This window comes from Dermatophilaceae bacterium Soc4.6, from assembly GCA_039889245.1.
GTDB lineage: Bacteria > Actinomycetota > Actinomycetes > Actinomycetales > Dermatophilaceae > Lapillicoccus.
Genome location: JAZGVH010000002.1, coordinates 443153 through 463211, shown reverse-complemented (window position 1 = coordinate 463211; position 20059 = coordinate 443153). Strand labels below are relative to the sequence as shown.

24 protein-coding genes and 1 riboswitch are annotated in these 20059 nt (G+C 73.0%); of the genes, 12 read left to right on the top strand and 12 right to left on the bottom strand.

All coding sequences use genetic code 11. From position 1 onward, the window contains the following. The first annotated feature begins 85 nt into the window (after positions 1–85). Positions 86–1090, top strand: coding sequence for a hypothetical protein (locus tag V3N99_02250; GenBank protein MEO3935557.1), 1005 nt, complete (start codon positions 86–88; stop codon positions 1088–1090). Between the two features lie 9 nt (positions 1091–1099). Here V3N99_02250 and V3N99_02245 read toward each other — a convergent pair whose 3' ends face one another. Further along, on the bottom strand, positions 1100–2014 hold the full coding sequence (locus tag V3N99_02245) for a hypothetical protein (GenBank protein ID MEO3935556.1): 915 nt from the start codon (positions 2012–2014) through the stop codon (positions 1100–1102). 40 nt (positions 2015–2054) lie between these two features. Next, entirely contained in the window at positions 2055–4256 is a 2202-nt protein-coding gene (locus V3N99_02240) for an alpha-galactosidase (protein ID MEO3935555.1), read from the bottom strand. An 89-nt stretch (positions 4257–4345) separates the two neighbouring features. Here V3N99_02240 and dapB point away from each other — a divergent pair, with 89 nt between their 5' ends. Beyond that, positions 4346–5113: a 4-hydroxy-tetrahydrodipicolinate reductase gene (gene dapB, locus V3N99_02235; protein MEO3935554.1), complete on the top strand. Its 768-nt coding sequence runs from the start codon at positions 4346–4348 to the stop codon at positions 5111–5113. A 15-nt stretch (positions 5114–5128) separates the two neighbouring features. On the opposite strand, the gene V3N99_02230 is transcribed toward dapB, so the two are convergent. The 3 genes from V3N99_02230 to V3N99_02220 all read right to left on the bottom strand — a co-directional run bounded on the left by V3N99_02230 (position 5129) and on the right by V3N99_02220 (position 6712). Further along, positions 5129–5617, bottom strand: a complete 489-nt coding sequence (locus V3N99_02230; protein ID MEO3935553.1) for a glutathione peroxidase — start codon at positions 5615–5617, stop codon at positions 5129–5131. A 76-nt stretch (positions 5618–5693) separates the two neighbouring features. Next, positions 5694–6008: an AzlD domain-containing protein gene (locus tag V3N99_02225; protein ID MEO3935552.1), complete on the bottom strand. Its 315-nt coding sequence runs from the start codon at positions 6006–6008 to the stop codon at positions 5694–5696. Further along, on the bottom strand, positions 6005–6712 hold the full coding sequence (locus tag V3N99_02220) for an AzlC family ABC transporter permease (protein ID MEO3935551.1): 708 nt from the start codon (positions 6710–6712) through the stop codon (positions 6005–6007). The genes V3N99_02225 and V3N99_02220 overlap by 4 nt, the downstream gene beginning before the upstream one ends. A gap of 69 nt (positions 6713–6781) precedes the next feature. On the opposite strand from V3N99_02220, the gene V3N99_02215 reads away from it, so the two are divergent. After that, the gene (locus V3N99_02215) at positions 6782–7228 is read left to right on the top strand and encodes a DUF6314 family protein (GenBank protein ID MEO3935550.1); all 447 of its coding nucleotides are present in this window, start codon (positions 6782–6784) and stop codon (positions 7226–7228) included. On the opposite strand, the gene V3N99_02210 is transcribed toward V3N99_02215, so the two are convergent. Further along, positions 7218–7913, bottom strand: a complete 696-nt coding sequence (locus V3N99_02210; GenBank protein MEO3935549.1) for an SDR family NAD(P)-dependent oxidoreductase — start codon at positions 7911–7913, stop codon at positions 7218–7220. The two genes, V3N99_02215 and V3N99_02210, sit on opposite strands and share 11 nt — an antisense overlap. Positions 7914–8013: 100 nt before the next feature. Beyond that, a complete protein-coding gene (locus V3N99_02205) occupies positions 8014–8610 on the bottom strand; it encodes a GNAT family N-acetyltransferase (GenBank protein MEO3935548.1) in 597 nt (198 codons plus the stop codon). Between the two features lie 35 nt (positions 8611–8645). Here V3N99_02205 and V3N99_02200 point away from each other — a divergent pair, with 35 nt between their 5' ends. The 6 genes from V3N99_02200 to paaE are packed head-to-tail and all read left to right on the top strand — an operon-like array spanning position 8646 to position 12943. Next, positions 8646–9107, top strand: coding sequence for a hypothetical protein (locus tag V3N99_02200; GenBank protein ID MEO3935547.1), 462 nt, complete (start codon positions 8646–8648; stop codon positions 9105–9107). Between the two features lie 60 nt (positions 9108–9167). Continuing rightward, the gene (paaA, locus tag V3N99_02195; protein ID MEO3935546.1) at positions 9168–10256 is read left to right on the top strand and encodes a 1,2-phenylacetyl-CoA epoxidase subunit PaaA; all 1089 of its coding nucleotides are present in this window, start codon (positions 9168–9170) and stop codon (positions 10254–10256) included. Further along, the gene (gene paaB, locus V3N99_02190; protein ID MEO3935545.1) at positions 10253–10540 is read left to right on the top strand and encodes a 1,2-phenylacetyl-CoA epoxidase subunit PaaB; all 288 of its coding nucleotides are present in this window, start codon (positions 10253–10255) and stop codon (positions 10538–10540) included. The genes paaA and paaB overlap by 4 nt, the downstream gene beginning before the upstream one ends. Further along, complete coding sequence (gene paaC / locus V3N99_02185; protein ID MEO3935544.1) at positions 10537–11289, top strand: 1,2-phenylacetyl-CoA epoxidase subunit PaaC; 753 nt, start codon at positions 10537–10539, stop codon at positions 11287–11289. Before paaB ends, paaC begins: the two co-directional genes overlap by 4 nt. After that, positions 11286–11804: a 1,2-phenylacetyl-CoA epoxidase subunit PaaD gene (gene paaD, locus V3N99_02180; GenBank protein MEO3935543.1), complete on the top strand. Its 519-nt coding sequence runs from the start codon at positions 11286–11288 to the stop codon at positions 11802–11804. The genes paaC and paaD overlap by 4 nt, the downstream gene beginning before the upstream one ends. Before the next feature lie 8 nt (positions 11805–11812). Beyond that, positions 11813–12943 carry a 1,2-phenylacetyl-CoA epoxidase subunit PaaE gene (gene paaE / locus V3N99_02175; GenBank protein MEO3935542.1) on the top strand — a complete coding sequence of 377 codons (1131 nt, stop codon included), beginning with the start codon at positions 11813–11815 and terminating at the stop codon, positions 12941–12943. Between the two features lie 18 nt (positions 12944–12961). Here paaE and V3N99_02170 read toward each other — a convergent pair whose 3' ends face one another. Together V3N99_02170 and V3N99_02165 are read right to left on the bottom strand one after the other, a co-directional pair. Then, positions 12962–13450: a dihydrofolate reductase gene (locus V3N99_02170; protein MEO3935541.1), complete on the bottom strand. Its 489-nt coding sequence runs from the start codon at positions 13448–13450 to the stop codon at positions 12962–12964. A gap of 10 nt (positions 13451–13460) precedes the next feature. Next, positions 13461–14270 carry a thymidylate synthase gene (locus V3N99_02165; GenBank protein MEO3935540.1) on the bottom strand — a complete coding sequence of 270 codons (810 nt, stop codon included), beginning with the start codon at positions 14268–14270 and terminating at the stop codon, positions 13461–13463. 255 nt (positions 14271–14525) lie between these two features. Between V3N99_02165 and dapA the strand changes: the two genes are divergently transcribed. Together dapA and V3N99_02155 are read left to right on the top strand one after the other, a co-directional pair. Continuing rightward, positions 14526–15416, top strand: a complete 891-nt coding sequence (gene dapA / locus V3N99_02160) for a 4-hydroxy-tetrahydrodipicolinate synthase (GenBank protein ID MEO3935539.1) — start codon at positions 14526–14528, stop codon at positions 15414–15416. A 56-nt stretch (positions 15417–15472) separates the two neighbouring features. Then, complete coding sequence (locus V3N99_02155; protein MEO3935538.1) at positions 15473–17119, top strand: ribonuclease J; 1647 nt, start codon at positions 15473–15475, stop codon at positions 17117–17119. Here the strand turns inward: V3N99_02155 and V3N99_02150 are convergent. After that, entirely contained in the window at positions 17106–17312 is a 207-nt protein-coding gene (locus V3N99_02150; protein MEO3935537.1) for a hypothetical protein, read from the bottom strand. The two genes, V3N99_02155 and V3N99_02150, sit on opposite strands and share 14 nt — an antisense overlap. A 47-nt stretch (positions 17313–17359) precedes the next feature. Here V3N99_02150 and V3N99_02145 point away from each other — a divergent pair, with 47 nt between their 5' ends. After that, positions 17360–17734, top strand: coding sequence for a hypothetical protein (locus V3N99_02145; protein MEO3935536.1), 375 nt, complete (start codon positions 17360–17362; stop codon positions 17732–17734). 43 nt (positions 17735–17777) lie between these two features. Here the strand turns inward: V3N99_02145 and V3N99_02140 are convergent, their stop codons facing one another. Both V3N99_02140 and V3N99_02135 read right to left on the bottom strand, forming a co-directional pair. After that, positions 17778–18350, bottom strand: coding sequence for a hypothetical protein (locus V3N99_02140; GenBank protein ID MEO3935535.1), 573 nt, complete (start codon positions 18348–18350; stop codon positions 17778–17780). A 169-nt stretch (positions 18351–18519) separates the two neighbouring features. Next, positions 18520–19863: an aminotransferase class V-fold PLP-dependent enzyme gene (locus tag V3N99_02135; protein ID MEO3935534.1), complete on the bottom strand. Its 1344-nt coding sequence runs from the start codon at positions 19861–19863 to the stop codon at positions 18520–18522. A 40-nt stretch (positions 19864–19903) separates the two neighbouring features. Then, a riboswitch (SAM riboswitch) is annotated at positions 19904–20018 on the bottom strand. Positions 20019–20059: the final 41 nt, after the last annotated feature.

The following is a 20059-nucleotide window of genomic DNA, read 5'->3' as shown; positions in this document are numbered from 1 at the left end:
TCGTGCGGTGGTAGGGCCTTCCGGTCGGATGCCTGCCGGCGTAGGGTCTGCGGATCGGTCATTCGCAGGGGGGCCTGTGGGAGTGATGATGCGTCGAGACGGTCTCATCGGGGTCATCGGTGTCGTCCTCCTCCTCGCGGCCTGCACCGGGACCGCCGCTCAGGGCCCCCTGCCTCCTTCGGGGCACGCATCGGCGCCACCCGCCGCAGCGCTCACCATGGTCACCGCGCCGTCGGTGGTGACCGACTACTCCCGGCGCAACAACGCCGTGCTCGCCACCCTGACGACGACCTACAGCGAGCACGCGTGGGACGCTGTCGATGATGGGCCGCTCCTCGACGCCGACCGCTTCGACTCGGCCGTGTCGCAGGCGGTCAGCGGCCACAGCACGCCGCTCACCCTCACGTTCACCGCCACGGCGACCTGGGCCAACGGCTTCACGTCCTACCCCATCTGGGCGATCGTGCGCACCTCGGTGGTCGCCGAGCCCCCGCAGGGCTCCGGGGGGCCTGACGACTACCTCCTGGTCGTCCGCCGCGACTCGGCCACCGCCCGATGGAGGGACGAGATGATCGTCCGCGTCGAGGTCGTGCCGAACGACTCCGACGACCGGCCGGGCACCACGACCCCGGCCGACGTCGCCCGCGCCCAGGAGACCCGTCTGGCGATCGCGCGCTACCTCGAGACGGGCGACACCCCCGATGTCTACGTCACTCCCTACCTGTCGGCCGTCAGGACGCAGTTCTCCGAGCCCCAGTCGGGCGAGCGGGCCAGGAGCGCGACGTGTCGTGCGTATCCCGCCGCGGCACCCGGCGATGCCCTTCCGCAGACCCTGCGGGTCGTCCGCAGCCCCTCCGGGGTCCTGGCCCTGATGACCCTCAGGTGTGTCGAGACGCGTGTCGCCGTGGCGGACGGCACGGTGAGGCGGCCCGCGGGATACGCGGCAGCGCTGGGCGTCGCCGACGCACCCGCGGCGACCCTCACGCAGGACTTCGAGGTCACGCTCGCCGTGAGCCGCCCGACCAGGGGGCGGGCCATCGTGGTCGGGACGACCGTGAGCCCGGTGCGGCCGGTGAGACCGCCGGCCTGACGAGCTGAGTCAGTCGTCCGAGTCGCCGAGCAGCTCGCGCACCGAGTCCAGCTCGGCGAAGGAGGCCCTCAGCGTGCGCTGGGCCACCTTGTCAGCCGTCGCCGCCTCGGCCCTGGCGGTCAGCAGGCCGTCTCGTGCGGTGCGGGCGTCACGCAGGGCCGCCTCGAGGTCGCTGATGCGGGTGTCGAGGGCGGCGAGCGCGTCCGTCGCCTCCTCGAGGCGGGTGCCGGCGGCGGCGGCCTGCGCCGTCGTCTCCCGAGTACGGCGTCGCGCGGCCTCCACCCGCTCCACCAGCGCGGGGTCGGGCCCGGTCTCCTCGTCCTGCGCAGCCTCGTCGTCCGCCTTGTCGTCCGCGTCGTCGTCGTCGGGCGCGCTGCCCTTCTCGCCCCGCAGCACGGTCAGCGCCGGTCGCCGGGCCGGGGCGGGCGAGGCCAGGGCCTCCGACAGGTCGACGTCACCGAACCCGGCGTAGGACAGGGCCCGCGTCAGCTGTCCCGATGCGACGGCCCCGGCGGCCGGCGGGGAGGCCAGGGCCGCGACGTACGTCTCGCGCACCTGCTCCAGCGTCGGGCCGGTGAGCGTGGTGCCTGCGTCGACCACCACCTCGCGGGTGGCGCGGAGCAGGGTGTCGACGAGGGCGGTGCGCTCACGTCCGAGGTCGCGCAGGGCGCCGCCGTCCATGCGCTCGGACGCGTTCTGCAGCCGCCCGGCGAGGTCGAGCAGAGACTCCAGCTGCGCGGGCCGCTGCCGGACGAGCTGGTTGACCGCCCACGCGGCGACCGTGGGCTTGCGCACGGAGGCCACCGCCTTGGCCAGGCCGACGTCACCGTCGGCACGCACCTGGGCCACGAGCGCGGTGCGCGCCCCCATGAAGGCGTCGGGGTGTTGCCCGTAGAGCTCGGTCACGGCGCTGTCGAGGTCCACCCCGCCATCGTGGCACGGACCACCCGGGGCACCACGTCGTCTAGAGGGCGGTCGCCAGGTAGAGCACGGCTTGGTCGGGGTGCAGGGACGGGCTCGCCAGCCCGACGTGCTCCAGCCCGGCCCCGGTCACGACCACCCCCGGGTAGGCCGTCCCGTCGGCCGGCGCCTCCCCCCACCACAGCGGCGGGTTGAGCCCCGAGGGGGGAGCGCCGACCAGAGCCGGGCGCACGGCATACCGGCCGGCGGGGTCGAGACCGCGGAAGCGCAGGCGGGTGACCGGCTGGTGCCGCGGGCTGTCGAGCACGACCTGAGCGAAGACGGCGGCGGAGCGGTCGGGGGCGACGACCCCGTGCACCCACACGGAGCTGTCGGAGGAGTCCATGCGCACCACGTCGCCGCCGAGCAGCAGGCCGCGGTGCTCCTTGTAGAAGTCGAGCCACGGTCGCAGCTCGGCCAGCTCTCCGTCAGTGGCCTGGGCGAGGTCCCACTCGATGCCCAGGTGGCCGAACACGGCTGTGGCAGCGCGGAACCCGAGGTCGTGCACCCGTCCCGTGGTGTGCGAGCGACCCGAGGCGATGTGCGACCCCATGTACTCCGGGGGGATGAGCTGGGTGGTCCACCGCAGCATGTGCTGGCGGTCGTGCGGGTCGATGTTGTCGGAGACCCAGACCCGGTCGGTGTGCTCGAGCACGCCGAGGTCGACCCGCGACCCACCGGACGAGCACGACTCGATCTCGAGACCGGGGTGTGCCGCCCGCAGCTCGTCGAGCAGGCGGTAGAAGGCCTCGGTCTGCGCGTGCACCCCCGCACGACCACCGTCGGTCTGGTCGCCCGCCTCGACGAGGTCGCGGTTGTGGTCCCACTTGAGGTAGCCGATGTCGTACTCGGCGAGCAGCGCCATCATCTGGTCGCGGACGTGAGCGTAGGCGCCCTCGATGCCGAGGTTGAGCACCTGCTGGTAGCGCGACTCGACCGGCCACTGCGAGCGTGCGGCCATGACCCACTCGGGGTGGGCGCGGGCCACGTCGGAGTCGGCGTTGACCATCTCGGGCTCGAACCAGAGGCCGAACTGCATGCCCAGCCCGCGCACCCGGTCGACTAGCGGGTGCAGCCCGTCGGGCCACACCTCCTGCGACACGACCCAGTCGCCGAGCCCGGAGTGGTCGTCGCGCCGGGAGCCGAACCACCCGTCGTCGAGCACGTAGCGCTCCACCCCGAGGGCGGCGGCGCGGTCGGCGAGGTCGAGGAGCCGGTCGCGGTCGTGGTCGAAGTAGACGGCCTCCCAGACGTTGAGGGTGACGGGTCGGTCCGGGCTCACCTGCGGCTGGCGTGAGCGCTGGTGGCGGTGGAAGCGGTGGGCGACGTCGTCGAGGCCGGTGCCGTGGGCGCCGAAGACCCACGGGGTGGTGTAGGAGGCGCCCTCGGAGAGACGCACCTCGCCGCTCATCAGCAGCTCACCGCCGCTGAGGAAGGACTCGCCGGTGAAGACCCGCTCGGCGAGGTGGGTGTGGTTGCCGCTCCACGCCGTGTGCACGGCATACACCTCACCGGAGGCGAAGCCGAAGCCGGGCGTGCCGGCGTGCAGCACGTAGGCGGAGTCGTTGCCGGTGCGGCCCTTGCGGTTCTCGCGCAGGTGCTGCCCGGCGACGAGCGGTGAGCGCTGCGGCAGGCGCTCGCGGCCCCAGCGGCCGGTGAAGTCCAGCAGCTCGTCGGCCTCGGGCGGCAGCGGGTAGCCGAGGGTGACGTCGTCGACCGTCAGCACCTCGGCGTCGCGGTTGGTCACCGTCGCCCGCTGACGGGCCAGCCCGGTGGGGAGCAGCTCGATCTCGAGCCTCAGGTCGATGCGGGCGTCGGTGTCGCTGGCGCTCACGACCACCATCGCCACGCCGGCGTCGGTCCACCCGGTGACGCAGGTGCCGTCCACGGCGACCTCGGAGACGACGAAGCGGGTCGACCACGAGCGCCCGTCGCGCGAGGCCCGGAGACCCGGGCGCCCCGACCACCCGGACGAGGCCTCCGCGAGGACGGTGGGCCGCAGCGGCACGTCGACGTTGTTCTGGCCCACCAAGGGCACGGCGCCGACGACGAGGGAGCGGGCCGTCTCCTCGTCGAGCCCGGTGAGCTCCGGACCCCAGTGCACGATCGACGGGAGCCGTCCGTCCGTGGTGTCGAGCAGGAGGCTGACGCCGCCGGCACGGAGGTGGACGACCGGGCCGACGGTGGCCGGGAGCAGGGGGGGCATGAGCGAGGGCCTCTCGAGGGGTGGCGCGATCCGGATCGCTCACAACCTATCGGGCGGGGCAGACACGGCACCTGACTAGGGTGGGCGAGGTGAGCGACGTGCTGGCAGTGTCCGTGATCGGTGCCTCGGGGCGGATGGGGGCACAGGTGTGCGCGGCGCTCGAGGCCGCCGAGGACCTCGATCTCGTGGGCACCTTCGACGTCAATGACCCGCTCGGTGACCTCGCCGGCGCCGACGTCGTCGTCGAGTTCTCGGTGCCGGACGCCACCACCGGCAACGTCGCCCACTGCGTCGAGCGCGGGGTGCACGTGGTCGTCGGCACGACCGGCTGGACACCGGACCGGCTCGAGGGGCTCGAGGCGGTCATGGCGACGGCACCCCCGGCCCAGTCCGGCACCGGCGTCGGGGTGCTCGTGGCCCCTAACTTCGCGATCGGCGCCCTGCTGATGATGAGCTTCGCGGCCCAGGCCGCGCGCTACTACGAGTCGGTCGAGATCATCGAGCTGCACCACCCGCAGAAGGTCGACGCCCCCTCGGGGACGGCCGCCCGCACGGCGGGCCTGGTCGCCGCAGCCCGCCGCCGCGCCGGACTCGGCGACGTGCCCGACGCGACGACCACCGACCCCGGTGGCGCGCGCGGAGCCCGGGTCGACGGCATACCGGTGCACTCGGTGCGGCTGCGCGGGCTCGTCGCGCACCAGGAGGTGCTGCTCGGGGGGGTCGGCGAGCAGCTGACCATCCGGCACGACTCCTTCGACCGCGAGTCGTTCATGCCCGGCGTGCTGCTGGGGGTGCGACGGGTGGCTGAGCACCCCGGCCTCACGGTCGGGCTCGAGCACTACCTCGGGCTCGGCTGAGCGAGCCCGCCCCGGTCAGGCCGAGAGCGCCTTCTCGATGTCGGCCGAGAGCTTCTCCGGCTTGGTCGTCGGGGCGTAGCGCTCGATCACCTGGCCGTCCTTGCCCACGAGGAACTTCGTGAAGTTCCACTTGATCTTGCTCCCGAGGAGCCCGCCCTTCTGCTCGCGCAGCCACTGGTAGACCGGGTGGGCACCGTCGCCGTTGACCTCGACCTTGGAGAAGAGGGGGAAGTCGACGCCGAAGTTCTTCTGGCAGAAGGCCGCGATCTCGTCGTCGGCGCCGGGCTCCTGCCCGCCGAACTGGTCGCAGGGAAATCCGAGGACGCTGAAGCCCTGGGCCTTGAACTCGTCGTGGAGCGCCTGGAGGCCCTCGTACTGCGGGGTGAAGCCGCACTGCGAGGCGGTGTTGACGACCAGGACGACCTCGCCGTCGAAGTCGGCGAGCGGCACGTCGCGGCCGTCGATGGAGCGGGCGGAGAAGTCGTGCAGGGTGCTGTCGGTCATGGAGACATCCTGTCGGACGGGGAGCGGGTCGGCACCACTGGTTCGGAGGCGCCCGGCCCGGCGGATGGGGTGGCCGTCAGACCGCCCAGCCGAGGTGGCGGGCCAGGGCGGCGGTGGCCGCGGCCAGCACCACCACGACGACGAAGGGCGCCCGCAGGAGCAGCGCCAGCGCAGCCACGGCGAGCCCGAGCGCCCGGGCGTCGAGGACCAGCCGCTGGTGTGCGACGAGGGCCTGCACCACGACCAGGGCCGAGAGCAGCGCGACCGGGAGCAGCGCCGTGGTGCGGCGCAGCAGCGCCCCGTCGAGCCAGCGTCGTGGCACCAGGTGCCCCACCAGCTTGAGCAGGTAGGCGGCGGCGCAGGCGGCGAGGACCGTGACCCAGAGGCTCACCGGGCACGGTCCTGCCGGCCGGACCTGCGGTGCCCCCACCAGCCCACCCCGATCGCGGCGAGGGCGGCGACCAGGACCGGCACCCCCGGCGGGGCGGCGGGGGAGAGGGCGGCGGCCAGCACCGCCGCCGCGACGCCCGTGGCCGCAGCCTCGCGCGAGCGGAGGCGCGGCCAGAGCAGGGCGAGGAAGGCCGCCGCCGCAGCAGCGTCGAGACCGTAGGTGCGTGGGTCGCCGAGGGCGTCGCCCAGCAGGGCGCCGAGCAGGGTCGTGAGGTTCCACCCGACGAAGACCACGGCTCCGGTAACCCAGAAGCCCAGCCGTCGCCCCTCGGGCGTGGACTGACCGATCGCGACGTCGGTCGACTCGTCGATGGTCAGGTGGGCCGCCAGCGCCCGCCGGGCGCCTCGAACCTCGAGCAGGTTCCTCACCTGGAGGCCGTAGAGCCCGTTCCTCACGCCGAGCAGCGTCGAGGTGGCGACGGCGGCCGCGCCACTGCCCCCGGCGGCGACGATCCCGATGAGGGCGAACTGCGATCCCCCCGAGAAGAGCAGCAGCGACAGGCACAGGGTCTGGCCCAGGTCGAGCCCCGAGGCGACCGACAGCGCCCCGAAGCTCACGCCGTACGCGCTGGTCGCGAGCCCGACCGAGAGCGACTGCCGCAGGACGGCACGGCGCTCAGCCGGGTGCACGGTGTCGTCGGTCACCGCCGCCCCCGGGTCGTCTGCCTCGTCACCCGAGGCATGGTGGCAGAGACCCGTGCCAGACTTGCCGCCGTGTCCACGCCCTCCACCGCACCGACCGACCTGCTGGGCGAGTGGCTCTTCACCCGGCGCATCGACGACCGCGCGGCCAGCCGACGGGGCACCGTCGCCGGGCGGATGCGGCTGGTGCTCGAGGTCGACGGCAGGGTGCGGTGGGACGAGGAGGGTGCCCTGAGCTGGCCCGGTGCCGAGCCGCTGCCCGTCACCCGCACCCTGTACGCCGCCCCCCGCGACGACGGCTGGATGGTGACCTTCTCCGACGGTCGCGACTTCCATCCCTGGCGCCCGGGCGAGGTGGTCGAGCACCCCTGCGGGCCGGACCTCTACCGCGGACTGGTCCACGGCCCGGTCGCCGGAACCCGGGGCTGGTCGGTCATGTGGGAGTGCACGGGGCCGGCCAAGGACTACTCGATGACCACCCTGCTGCGCCCGGCTGCCCCAGGGCACGTCAGCGGATGACGAGGGCCTTGGCGGAGGCGTCCCAGACGACCTCGCGCTTCCCGGCGCGCAAGGCGTCCAGGGTCGTGGTGACGGTGTCGTCGAGCGGGTGACCACCTGGCAGGGCCGGTGCCTGCCCCGCGAGCGGGTGGTCGGCCAGCCCGGTGTCCATGTGCGGTGGCCGCACGTCGAGCACGGTGAACGCACGACGCTGCTCCCGACGCAGCACGCTGAGCCAGGCGGCGAGGGCGCTCTTGGTGGCGGAGTACTCCGCCATCCCGGTCGTGGGCGAGTCAGCGAGGATGGCCGAGACCACCACCACGGCGCCTCCCGGTGGCAGGTGGGCGGCGGCGGCCCGCACGAGGGCCATCGGGCCCAGCGTGTTGACGGCGAACAGCTCCTCGACGACCGCCGCGTCGGCGGAGACCGCCGGGCCGAACGCGGCGACCCCGGTGGTCACGACCAGCACGTCGAGCCCCCCGAGCTGTTCGGCGGCCGCGTCGACGACCTGACGGCACGAGCGCACGTCGATGACGTCGAAGGTCAGGGGCGTCGTGCCGCACCGCCCCGCCACCGCCGCGGTGCGCTCCTGGTCGCGCCCAGCCGCGACCACCCGCGCTCCCGCAGCGTGGAGGGCGTCCGACAGGGCGGCGCCCAGGACTCCTGAGGCCCCGCACACGAGGACACGGGCACCGGCGAGATCCATGGGCGAGGCTCCTGCAGCAGGGGGACGAGGGTACCGACGAACCCTACGGGCGCCGCGCTCGCCGCGCTCGCCTGCTCCGTCGCGGCGAGACGCCGGGCCCTCAGCCCTCCCCGGCCGCCGGCGCGTCGGTGACGGCCGTCGACAGCCGCACCTCGTGCAGCACCCGCTGCGGACCGACCTCGCGGTCGCGCACGGCGCCGTCGGTGCCGAAGCCCGCGGCCTCGAGGAACTGGCGGAGGACCCGATCGTCGTGCGGCACCCAGACCCGCAGCGCAGTCGCCCCGGAGCCTCGCACCGTGTCGACCGCAGCGTGCAGCAGGCGTGACCCGTGACCCTGCTGGCGGGCGCCCGGATGGACGCCCAGCACGAGGATCTCCGCGTCGGTCGCGGTCGCGTCGGGGTCACCGGAGGGCCCGACCGCCGCCATCGCCACCACCTGCTCGCCGGCGCACCCCACCAGCAGCCGGTGGGCCCGGGTCGGAGGGTTGGTCAGCGACTCGCGCCACACCGACGCGAACGCCGGGGGCTGGAAGCCGGCGAGGACGTCGTTCGGCACGTGCGCGGCATACGCACCGGTCCACAACGCCGCCTGGACGACGCCCACGGCAGGGGCGTCGCTCACCCGTGCGAGGCGCACGCTCGCGTCGGCGACGACGGCCTGCCCGGATCCGTGGTCGTGCCCGTGATGATCAGCCATGCGCCCATCCTCGCAGGGCGTGATGGGATAGGGCGGTGAGCCCCCGACCGACCGCGCCGCCCCTCACGGCCGCGGCGGCGCTGGCTGCGGGGGTGCTGCTGGCCGGGTGCAGCAGCGGCACCGCCGAGGGTGCCGACTCACCGCAGACGGCGGTGGTGACCTTCTTCCACGCCCTCGGGGCGAAGGACAGCACCGGTGCCTGCGCCGTCATCTCCACGCAGGGCAAGGCCCTGGAGGGAGTGGGGTTGCAGCAGTGTCAGGTCGGCTTCGACAAGGTGCTGGCCAGCCTCGCCGACCAGCGCGACATCGCGGCGCTGTCCGGGGCCCGGGTCAGCGGTGCGCAGGTCACCGGTGACCGCGCCACGGTGCGCCAGGCCCAGATCACCTCGGTGCCCGACGGCTTCCAGAACGACATCGACCTCGTGCGACTGGACGGGCGGTGGTACATCGACTCACCGTCCGCCGCCGACCCGCCCTCGGCCGACCCGACGGGCTGACCCGACCGGCTGACCCCACGGGTCGCGCTTGACGCGCGGGAAAGGGCGATACTGAAGGGCATGTACGGCACCGAGATGGTCAGCGAGGATCACGACGACCCGATCGGGCCCGACGTGCCGCTCAACGCGTCGGAGTCCGCTGACTACGACGCTGCCGTCGCCGGGGCCGTGGCCACGGCCGACCGGTCCGGTCTGGGCCCGACCTCCTTCGACGCCCTGCTCCAGGCCGACCTGCGGGTCGAGCCGCGTGACGAGATGCCCGACGCCTACCGCCGCACGCTGGTGCGCCAGATCGCCCAGCACGCACACTCCGAGATCATCGGCATGCAGCCGGAGGGGGCGTGGATCACCCGTGCTCCGTCGCTGCGGCGCAAGGCGATCCTCATCGCCAAGGTGCAGGACGAGGCCGGGCACGGGCTCTACCTCTACAGCGCCGCCGAGACCCTCGGTGTCGACCGCGCCGACCTGCTCGACCAGCTGCACGAGGGCCGGCAGAAGTACTCCTCGATCTTCAACTACCCCACCTTGACCTGGGCCGACTGCGGCACCATCGGCTGGCTCGTCGACGGCGCGGCGATCATGAACCAGGTGCCCCTGTGCCGCTGCTCCTACGGCCCGTACGCCCGCGCGATGATCCGCGTCTGCAAGGAGGAGTCCTTCCACCAGCGACAGGGCTTCGAGATCCTGTGGACGCTCACCCGCGGCACCGATGCGCAGCGGGCCATGGCCCAGGACGCCGTCGACCGCTGGTGGGGGCCGTCGCTGATGATGTTCGGTCCCCCCGACACCGGTGACGCGGCCCGGGGTGGCGGTCACACCGACCAGTCGATGGCCTGGGGCATCAAGCGCTTCAGCAACGACGAGCTGCGCCAGCGCTTCGTCGACACCATGGTGGCGCAGGCCGACCGGCTCGGGCTCACCCTGCCCGACCCCGACCTGCGGTGGAACGAGGAGCGTGGCCACTGGGACTTCGGCCCCGTCGACTGGGCTGAGTTCCGCCGTGTGCTCTCCGGTGACGGCCCGTGCAACGCCGAGCGCCTCGCGCACCGGCGGGGGGCCCACGAGGAGGGCGCCTGGGTGCGTGAGGCGGCGACGGCGCATGCCGCGAAGCACGCGCGCCCGAGCCGCCAGCGGGAGCCAGCCGCGTGAGCGAGCGGAGCTGGCCGCTCTTCGAGGTGTTCGTGCGCGCCAAGCGTGGCCTGTCGCACGTGCACGTCGGGTCGCTGCACGCCCCGGACCCGACGATGGCGCTGCGCAACGCCCGTGACGTCTACACCCGCAGGCAGGAGGGGGTCTCGCTCTGGGTCGTCCGCTCCGACGACATCACCGCGAGCAGCCCGGGCGAGAAGGACAGCTTCTTCGACCCGGCCGCCGACAAGGTCTACCGCCACCCGTCGTTCTACGACGTCCCCGACGACGTGGAGTACCTGTGAGCGACGAGCTCGCCGCCGCCTACCTGCTCGGCCTCGCCGACGACGCCATGGTCTACGCGCAGCGGCTGGGGGAGTGGCTGACCCATGCCCCCCAGATCGAGGAGGACATGGCGCTGGCCAACATCGCCCTTGACCTGCTGGGCCAGGCCCGAGCGCTCTACCCGCGCGTCGGCGACCTCGACGGCACCGGCCGCGGCGAGGACGACTACGCGATGCTGCGCGACGAGCGCGCTTGGTGCAACGTGCTGCTCGTGGAGCAGCCCCGTGGCGAGTTCGCCGACGAGATGGCCCGGCTGCTGTGGTTCTCCGCCGCTCGCCTGCAGGTGCTCGTCGCGGGGTCGGGCGACCCGGTGCTGGACGGCGTGATGGGCAAGGGGGCCAAGGAGGTCACCTACCACCTGGACCACGCAGCCCAGTGGGTGGTGCGTCTCGGTGACGGCACCGAGACGTCGCACCAGCGCATGCAGGCGGCGCTGAGCCGGGTCACGCCCTATGTCGACGAGCTCTTCGAGGACGACCCCGTCAGCCTCGCCGTGGCTCCCGAGGTGCGCGGGCCGCTGCCCTCCGAGACCCGCCCGCCTGCGGTGGCGGCCGTCGAGCGCGTGCTGGCCGCCGCGGGTCTCACCCTGCCGGAGGCGGACTCCTGGCGCTCGCGGGGTGGTCGGCAGGGGGTCCACTCCCGCCCGATGGGCTCACTGCTGGCCGAGATGCAGTATCTCGCCCGGTCGCACCCCGGGGCGTCCTGGTGACGCGGCTCGCCGTCACCCGCACGCCCGCCGCCGTGCTCGACGCAGCCCTGCGCGAGGTGCCTGACCCGGAGGTGCCGGTCGTCAGCATCGCCGACCTCGGCATCCTGCGCGAGGTGGTGCTCGACGAGCGCACCGGCGAGGCCAGGGTGACGATCACGCCGACCTACTCCGGGTGCCCAGCCATGGACGTCATCCGCACCCACGTCGAGCACGTCTGCCGCCAGCAGGGCTGGCAGCCGGTGGTCAGCCTGCGGCTCTCTCCGCCGTGGACGACCGACTGGATGACGTCGCGGGGCCGGATGCGGTTGCGGGAGTTCGGTATCGCGCCACCCGGGGCGGCCCCGTCGTCCGCCGGTGGCCCCGTCGCGCTGACCCTGCAGGCGCACGTCGTCACCTGCCCCCAGTGCGGCTCCGACGACACCCAGGAGGTGTCCCGCTTCGGCTCCACAGCGTGCAAGGCACTGCGCCGGTGCCTGGTCTGCCGCGAGCCGTTCGACGAGTTCAAGGCGATCTGAGGACGCGAATGCCGTTGATCACCAAGCCTGCTCGGACCCGGGTGGCCTTCCACCCCCTGCGCGTCGTGCAGGTCGAGCACCTGACCGACGAGTCGGTCGCGCTGACCTTCGCCGTGCCGCCAGAACTGTGGGGAGCCTACGGTTTCGAGCCCGGTCAGCACCTGACCCTGCGGTCCACCATCGGTGGCGAGGAGGTGCGTCAGTCGTACTCGATCTGCGTGGCGCAGGTGCCGCAGACCCGGCTCGGCCAGGGCCAGCTGCTGCGGGTGGCCGCGGCGCGCGTGGAGGGCGGGCGCATGTCGACCTGGCTGAACGAGTCGGTGCGGCCCGGCGACGAGATCGAGGTGATGACCCCGATGGGTACCTTCGTGGTGACCGTCCGCCCCGACGAGGCGCGCCACCACCTCGCGGTCGCTGCCGGCTCCGGCATCACCCCGGTGCTCTCGATGGTGTCGTCGCTGCTGGTGCAGGAGCCGCACAGCCGGGTGACCCTGCTCTACGGCAACCGCCGCACCAGCTCGATCATGTTCCTCGAGGAGCTCGAGGACCTCAAGAACGCCCACCCCGGCCGCTTCCAGCTCGTGCACGTGCTGTCGCGCGAGGCCCCCGACGTCGAGCTCTTCCACGGGCGGCTCGACCGCGAGCGACTCGAGACGATCCTGGATGCCCTCGCTCCCGTGGCGACGGTCGACGAGTTCTACCTCTGCGGTCCCTTCGGCATGGTGACGGGCGCCCAGGCGCTGCTGCGCGAGCGGGGGGTCCCGGCCGAGCACGTCCACCACGAGATCTTCCACGTCGAGGACGACAGAGCCCCGCGGCCCGCCGCCCCCTTCACCCCCACCGACTCGTCGGCTCCTGCCGCTGCGGTGGTGACGGTGACCCTCGACGGGCGCACGACCGAGGTCCCGATGCGCACGCGGGACGAGTCGGTGCTGGCGGCGACGCTGCGGGTGCGCCCCGACGCGCCGTACAGCTGCGCGGGTGGGGTGTGCGGCACCTGCCGCGCCCGGGTCGTCGAGGGTGAGGTGACGATGGACCGCAACTACGCCCTCGAGCCGGAGGAGCTGGCGGCCGGCATCGTGCTGGCCTGCCAGGCGCACCCGGTCACCGACCGGGTCCGCCTGGACTACGACGCCTGAGCCGGCGGCCCGGGGACGTCAGGCGAGCACGAAGCCCTGGCGCTGCCGCTCGTAGGCGACGAAGGCGAACCCGTCGTGGGGCTCGCGGCTCGTCTCGTGCCAGACCGCCATGTCGATGGCGGGGAAGCGCACGTCGCCCGGAGGCGACTGGTCGACCTCTGTCACCAGCAGTCGGCCGGCGACCGGCATCGCCGCGGCATAGAGCTCGCCCCCGCCGCACACGAAGACCTCGCCCGTGGGGCCGGCGAGGGCCAGGGCGGCATCCAGCGAGTGGGCCGTCTCGACGTCGGCGTGGCGCCACCCCATCTGGCGGGTCACGACGATGGTCCGGCGCCCGGGCAGCACCCTCCCGACGGAGTCGAAGGTCTTGCGCCCCATGACCATCGTGTGACCCATCGTGGTGCGCTTGAAGAAGGCGAGGTCGGCGGGCAGGTGCCAGGGCAGCTGGTTGTCGGCTCCGATGACACCGTTGCGGGCGACGGCGGCGATGAGGGTGGGTTGGGTCATGCTGAGCTCCTCAGACGGCGATGGGGGCCTTGATGCCCGGGTGCGGGTCGTAGCCGACGAGCTCGAAGTCGTCGAGGTCGAAGTCGTCGAGCTGCTTGCCCGCGGTGATGGTCATCCGCGGCAGGTCGCGAGGCTCGCGGGTGAGCTGGAGGCGGGCCTGCTCGAGGTGGTTGAGGTAGAGGTGGGCGTCGCCGAGGGTGTGCACCAGCTCGCCGACCTCGAGGTCACACACCTGCGCCACCATCATCGTCAGCAGGGCGTAGGACGCGATGTTGAACGGCACCCCGAGGAAGACGTCGGCCGAGCGCTGGTAGAGCTGGCAGGACAGGCGGGCCCGCCCGCCGTCGCGGGCCGGGGCGACGTAGAACTGGAAGAGCGTGTGGCACGGCGGGAGCGCCATGTCGTCGACGTCGGCGACGTTCCACGCCGAGACGATGTGGCGGCGGGAGTCGGGGTTGGAGCGGATCGACTCGACGACCCGGGCGATCTGGTCGACGTGACGACCGTCAGGGGTCGGCCACGAGCGCCACTGGTGGCCGTAGACCGGGCCGAGGTCGCCCGACTCGTCGGCCCACTCGTCCCAGATGTTGATGCCCCGCTCCTGCAGCCAGCGCACGTTGGTGTCTCCCCGCAGGAACCACAGCAGCTCACCGATGATCGAGCGCAGGTGCAGCCGCTTGGTGGTCAGCACGGGGAAGCCCTCGGCCAGGTCGAAGCGCATCTGATGGCCGAAGACGCTGAGCGTGCCGGTGCCGGTGCGGTCGCTCTTGCGCTGGCCCTCGGCGAGCACGCGGTCGATCAGGTCGAGGTACTGGCGCACGCTGGGCACGCTAGCACCGCCGGGCGACCCGCCCACGCCGTGGTCCTGAATCACACGAATGCGTCGTGGATACCCATTTGAGTCGGTCTGTTTCGGGGTTTTGGGGTCTGGAGGCGACGAATTTCGTGGTTTCCATTTCGCTCGCGGCACGTGTCGTGCAACAATGGACGAAGTCGTGGCGCTGCCTGAACCCCCGAGCGGGCAGCGCCACGACCCCTGTCCGGACGAGAGCCCTGGCCCCGATATCCTCAGGCCATGCCTTCGCCGCCCCCCTTCGGTCGCGCCCTGACCGCTGTCGTCACGCCGATGCACCCCGACGGGAGCCTCGACCTCGAGGGATTCCGGGCGGTGCTCGAGCACCTGCTCGCGACGGGGCACGACGGGGTCGTGGTCAACGGCACCACCGGGGAGGCGTCGACGACGAGCGACGACGAGAAGGTCGTCCTGCTGCGAGCCGCGCTCGAGGTGGTCGGCGACCGCGCCGCCGTCGTGGCCGGGGTCGGGACCAACGACACCGCACACTCCGTGAGCAGCGCCCGCGAGGCGCAGCGCGCCGGTGCCCACGGGCTGCTGGTCGTGACGCCCTACTACAACCGCCCGACCCAGGCCGGTGTCGTGGCCCACATGGAGGCAGTGGCCGACGCCGCCGACCTGCCGGTGATGGTCTACGACGTGCCGCACCGCACGGGCACCCCGATCACGACCGACAGCCTCGTGCGCCTCGCCGAGCACCCCCGCATCCTCGCGGTCAAGGACGCCAAGGGCGACCTGTGGGCGGCGACGCACGTCCTCGCGGCCACCGACCTGCTCTACTACTCCGGCGACGACGCGCTGACGCTGGCGCACCTGACCCAGGGGGCGGTGGGCTACGTCGGGGTGGCCACGCACCTGCTCGGCCTGTCGTATGCCGCGATGCTCGCTGCGGTCGACCGGGGCGACCTCGCCGAGGCCATCGCGATCCACCGGCGCTCGGTGCCGGTGGTCGACGCGATCATGACCACCTCGCAGGGAGCGATCATGGCCAAGGCCGCGCTCCACGAGGAGGGCGTCATCGAGTCGGCTGCGGTGCGCCTGCCCCTGCTCGAGTCGCCCCCCGAGCACCTCGCCCTGCTGCGAGCAGCCCTCTCACCCGCAGGAGCCCGGTGACCACCGCGTCTGCCGACCCGTCCGCCGCGCTCGTCACCCCTCCGCCGCCACCCCCGCTGCCGGACAACGGGCTGCGCGTCATCGCGCTGGGCGGGCTCGGCGAGGTGGGCCGCAACATGACGGTCCTCGAGACCCGGGGCAGGCTGCTGGTCATCGACTGCGGCGTGCTCTTCCCGGAGGACCACCACCCCGGCATCGACCTGATCCTGCCCGACTTCGAGTACCTCGACGGACGTCTCGACGACATCGAGGCCATCGTGCTCACGCACGGTCACGAGGACCACATCGGTGCCGTGCCCTTCCTGCTGCGGCGCAAGCCCGACCTGCCCCTCATCGGCTCCCAGCTGACCCTCGCCCTGGTCGAGGCCAAGCTCAAGGAGCACCGCATCAAGCCCTACACGCTGACCGTCGCGGAGGGGCAGCGCGAGCGGGTGGGGGCCTTCGACCTCGAGTTCGTCGCAGTCAACCACTCGATCCCCGACGCGCTCGCCGTCTTCGTGCGCACCCCGGCCGGCACGATCCTGCACACCGGCGACTTCAAGATGGACCAGCTGCCGCTCGACGGGCGCCTCACCGACCTGCGCGCCTTCGCCCGGCTCGGCGAGGAGGGCGTCGACCTCTTCCTCACCGACTCGACCAACGCCGAGGTGCCCGGCTTCACCACGCCGGAGCGCGACATCGCTCCGGCCATCGACACCGTCTTCCGCAACGCGCGGCGCCGCGTGATCGTGGCCTGCTTCTCGTCGCACGTGCACCGGGTGCAGCAGGTGCTCGACGCCGCGCAGACGTCGGGGCGCAAGGTCGCCATGGTCGGCCGCTCGATGGTGCGCAACATGGGGATCGCCGCCGAGCTCGGCTACCTGCACGTGCCGGACGGCGTGCTCGTCGACGTCAAGAAGCTCGACACCCTGCCCGACGACGAGGTCGTGCTCATCTGCACGGGCAGCCAGGGCGAGCCGATGGCCGCTCTGTCGCGCATGGCCAACCGCGACCACCGGATCGAGGTGGGCCCGGGCGACACCGTCCTGATGGCCAGCTCGCTCATCCCGGGCAACGAGAACGCCGTCTACCGCGTGATCAACGGCCTGATGAGGCTCGGCGCCGACGTCGTGCACAAGGGCAACGCCCAGGTGCACGTCTCGGGTCACGCCAGCGCGGGCGAGCTGCTCTACTGCTACAACATCGTCAAGCCGAAGAACGTCATGCCCGTCCACGGCGAGTGGCGCCACCTCGTGGCCAACGCCGAGCTCGCGATCAAGACGGGCGTCCCGCGGGAGAGGGTCATCGTGACCACCGACGGCGGGGTCGTCGACCTCGTCGACGGGTTGGCGACGCAGGTGGGCGAGGTCTCGTGCGGCTACATCTACGTCGACGGGTCGTCGGTCGGTGAGACCACCGAGGCGCTGTTGAAGGACCGGAGGATCCTGCGCGACGAGGGCTTCATCACCTGCATCGCGGTGATCGACCTGGCCACGGGCAAGATCGCCGCCGGTCCCGAGATCACGGCTCGGGGCTTCGCCGAGGACACCCACATCTTCGACGAGGTGATCCCGCGGGTCGAGCGGGCCCTCATCGAGGCGACGAGCAACGGCGTCCGCGACGAGTACCAGCTGCAGCAGGTCATCCGGCGCACCATCGGGGGCTGGGTCGGCGGCAAGATCCGCCGCCGACCCATGATCATCCCCGTCGTCATCGAGGCCTGAGCAGGGCGGTGACGAGATGACCTCCCGACGAGCCTCCGGGGGGCTGCTGGCGCTCGCGCTCGTCGGGTCGGGCGCTGGTGTGGCGTCGCGCCGGGTCGATCTGGGCCAGCGCGCGCTGGCGGTGGTGCAGTCGGTGGTCCCGGCCTGGGAGGTCACCGTCGTCGTCGTCGCGCTGCTGTGCGTGTGGCGTCACCGCCGGCTGGCCCTCGTGCCCGCCCTGGTCAGCGCGGGTCTGCTGGTGTGGCCCCCTTCCTGCCCCACTCCGTGCCGAGCGGCCCCGGCGACGTCACGGTCATGGCCTCCGACCTCGAGTTCGGCCCGGCCGACGCCGGCCTGGGTCGGCTGCTTGCCGTATGCCGCCGGGTCACCCGGACAGGACGTCTCCGGCACGATGGTGCGCAGTGGCTACCCCCGCGACCTGCTGAGCACCGGAGAGGGGCCGAACGGTCTGCGCCGTTCGTGGTCAAGGCCGTGCACCCGCTGCCACCGACCGGCGACGTCAACGCGTCGGTGGAACTCGACCACGTGCCGGTCCGGGGCTTCTCCGTGGTCGATGCCGGCACCGTGCACCTCGACGACACCGACCACGCGGCGGTCTGGGGCGCCGTGCGCTGACGGCGCCCCATGGCCTCGCGGGCCCCACGCGGCGACCGGGGGGTCAGCTCGCGGGGACGAGGACGCGGTCGGCGGTCAGGCTCGTGGTGCCCGTGCCCGAGACCACGACCTCGGCGCCGCTCGTGACGTCGGAGATGCTCCCCCTCGCCGCACCGGCCGCACCGGCCGCCGGGCTCGCGGTCGCTCCGGTCGCCCTGCCCTTGGCGGGCCGGAGGGTGACCTTCGTCGAGGCGCCCACGGTGTAGGTCTGGCTCACGCCGTCCTTCGCCTTGACGGTGAGCGACGTCGCCGAGACCGCGGTGACGGTGCCGCGGATCGCGTCGCGGGTGACGAAGGCCCCGTCCTTGTCGGCGACGACCCACTGCGCGTGCTGCAGGCCCTTGAGCCGGGTGACGAGGTCACCCTTGGCGTGCTTGCGGTCGGCCTTGGCGCCGGCCGGCCCGGATGGCGCGGTGGTGGCGGAGGGGCCGGCCGTGCTGGTGCCGACCGCGACGGAGGTGGCGGGGGTGGTGTTGGCCGCGTGTGCGGCCGCGAACCCACCCACGGCGCCGGCAGCGGCGATGAGGGCGGCGGCGCCGCCTCCGATGACGACCGAGCGGGTGCGAGTGGTCCACATGGTGCGGCTCCTGCTTCGTGAGAACGAGGTGACGGGCCGCTTCAGCGGCTCGGACGCCAGTGTGCGAGAGCGATGTTCGAGGACGGTCAGGCTCCGCTGTCGATTCGGTATCGGACGGAGGCCGGACCCGCGGGCCACGCGCGGTCCCGCCCAGCCCAGCCCGCTCCGGTCACCAGGGTCGGGGCAGGGCGAGCACGCGGGTGTCGTCGCGCGGCTCCCACGCCCCGTGCGTGCGCACGTAGGGGCGGGTCGGTCCGTCGGCGGCGAGGGCGGCCACGGCGGCGACGAGACGGGTGACGTGCTCGGGCGTCGTGCCGAGCCCGAGGCTGGCGCGCACCGCCGTCGCCGGGGCCTGCCCGGACGGCTCGCGGAGCAGGGCGTCGACCAGCACGTGGGCACAGAACTTGCCGTCGCGCACACCGATGCCGTGCTCGGCCGACAGCACGGCAGAGACCAGCGAGCTGTCGAGCCCGGCGACGGTGAAGGCGACGACCCCGACCCGGTCGTGGTCGTGACCGAAGAAGGAGTGCAGCCCCACCCCGGGGATGGCCGCCAGTCCCGCTCGCAGCTCGGCCAGCAGGGTGCGCTCGTGCGCCTCGACCGCGGCCCGGTGGCGGGTCAGGGTGGCACAGGCCGCCGCGAGCGCGACGGCGCCGACGACGTTGGGGCTGCCGCCTTCGTGGCGGGCGGCGCCGGTGGTCCAGGTGGCGCCGGTCGTCGTGACCTGCGCGGTCGCGCCGCCGCCGCGCAGGTAGGGCGCCGCCTCGTCGAGCCAGTCGGAGCGCCCGACGAGGACCCCGACGCCATACGGCGCATAGAGCTTGTGACCCGAGAAGGCGACGTAGTCGACGTCGAGCCGGCGCAGGTCGAGCGCGCGGTGGGGTGCGAGCTGGGCCGCGTCGAGGGCGACCCGGGCGCCGTGCCGACGGGCGACCTGCCCGACGCGGTCGATCGGCCAGACCTCGCCCGTCACGTTGGAGGCGCCGGCGACGACGACGAGCCGGTGCTGCGTCGTCACGCCGGTGAGGGCGGCGTCGAGGTCGGCCAGGGCCCGGTCGACGCCGGTGGGCACGGGCAGCGTCACGCAGGTCGAGTCGGCCCACGGCAGCAGGGCCGCGTGGTGCTCGCTGCCGAAGACGACGACGGTCGTGTCGTTCGGCAGGCAGCGGGCCAGCAGGTTGAGCGAGTCCGTGGTGTTGCGCGTGAAGACCACTGTGTCGTCCGGGCGGGCCCCGACGAAGCGCGCGACCTCCTCTCGGGCCTGCTCGTACCACGCGCTCGTCACCCGGCTGGCGTAGCCGTTGCCCCGGTGGACCGAGGAGTAGGTCTGGAGCACGGTGTCGACGGCATCGCGCACGGCGACGAGAGCCGGGGTCGAGGCGGCGTGGTCGAGGTTGGCGTAGCCCCGCGTCCCGTTCAGCGTCGGCGCGAGCAGGTCGGCCCCCACGACGGCCGGCAGGCAGGAGACAGTGGGAGCAGGGGGAGCAGTGGGGACGAGCGAGGTGGTCGACATGGGTGAGCCTCCGAGACGGGGAGGACCGACCCCGCAGGGCGGTCCGCGCTTGCCCGCGCCGGACGGCATACGGGCCTGGTCGTCATCCGGAGCACCCCACCGCGAAAGAGGGTTGCTGGCCAGCGAGCCGGGGCTTGACGCTGGCACTCATGACCGTTGAGGAAGATATCGACAGCGCGCCCCTCCGGTCCAGCAG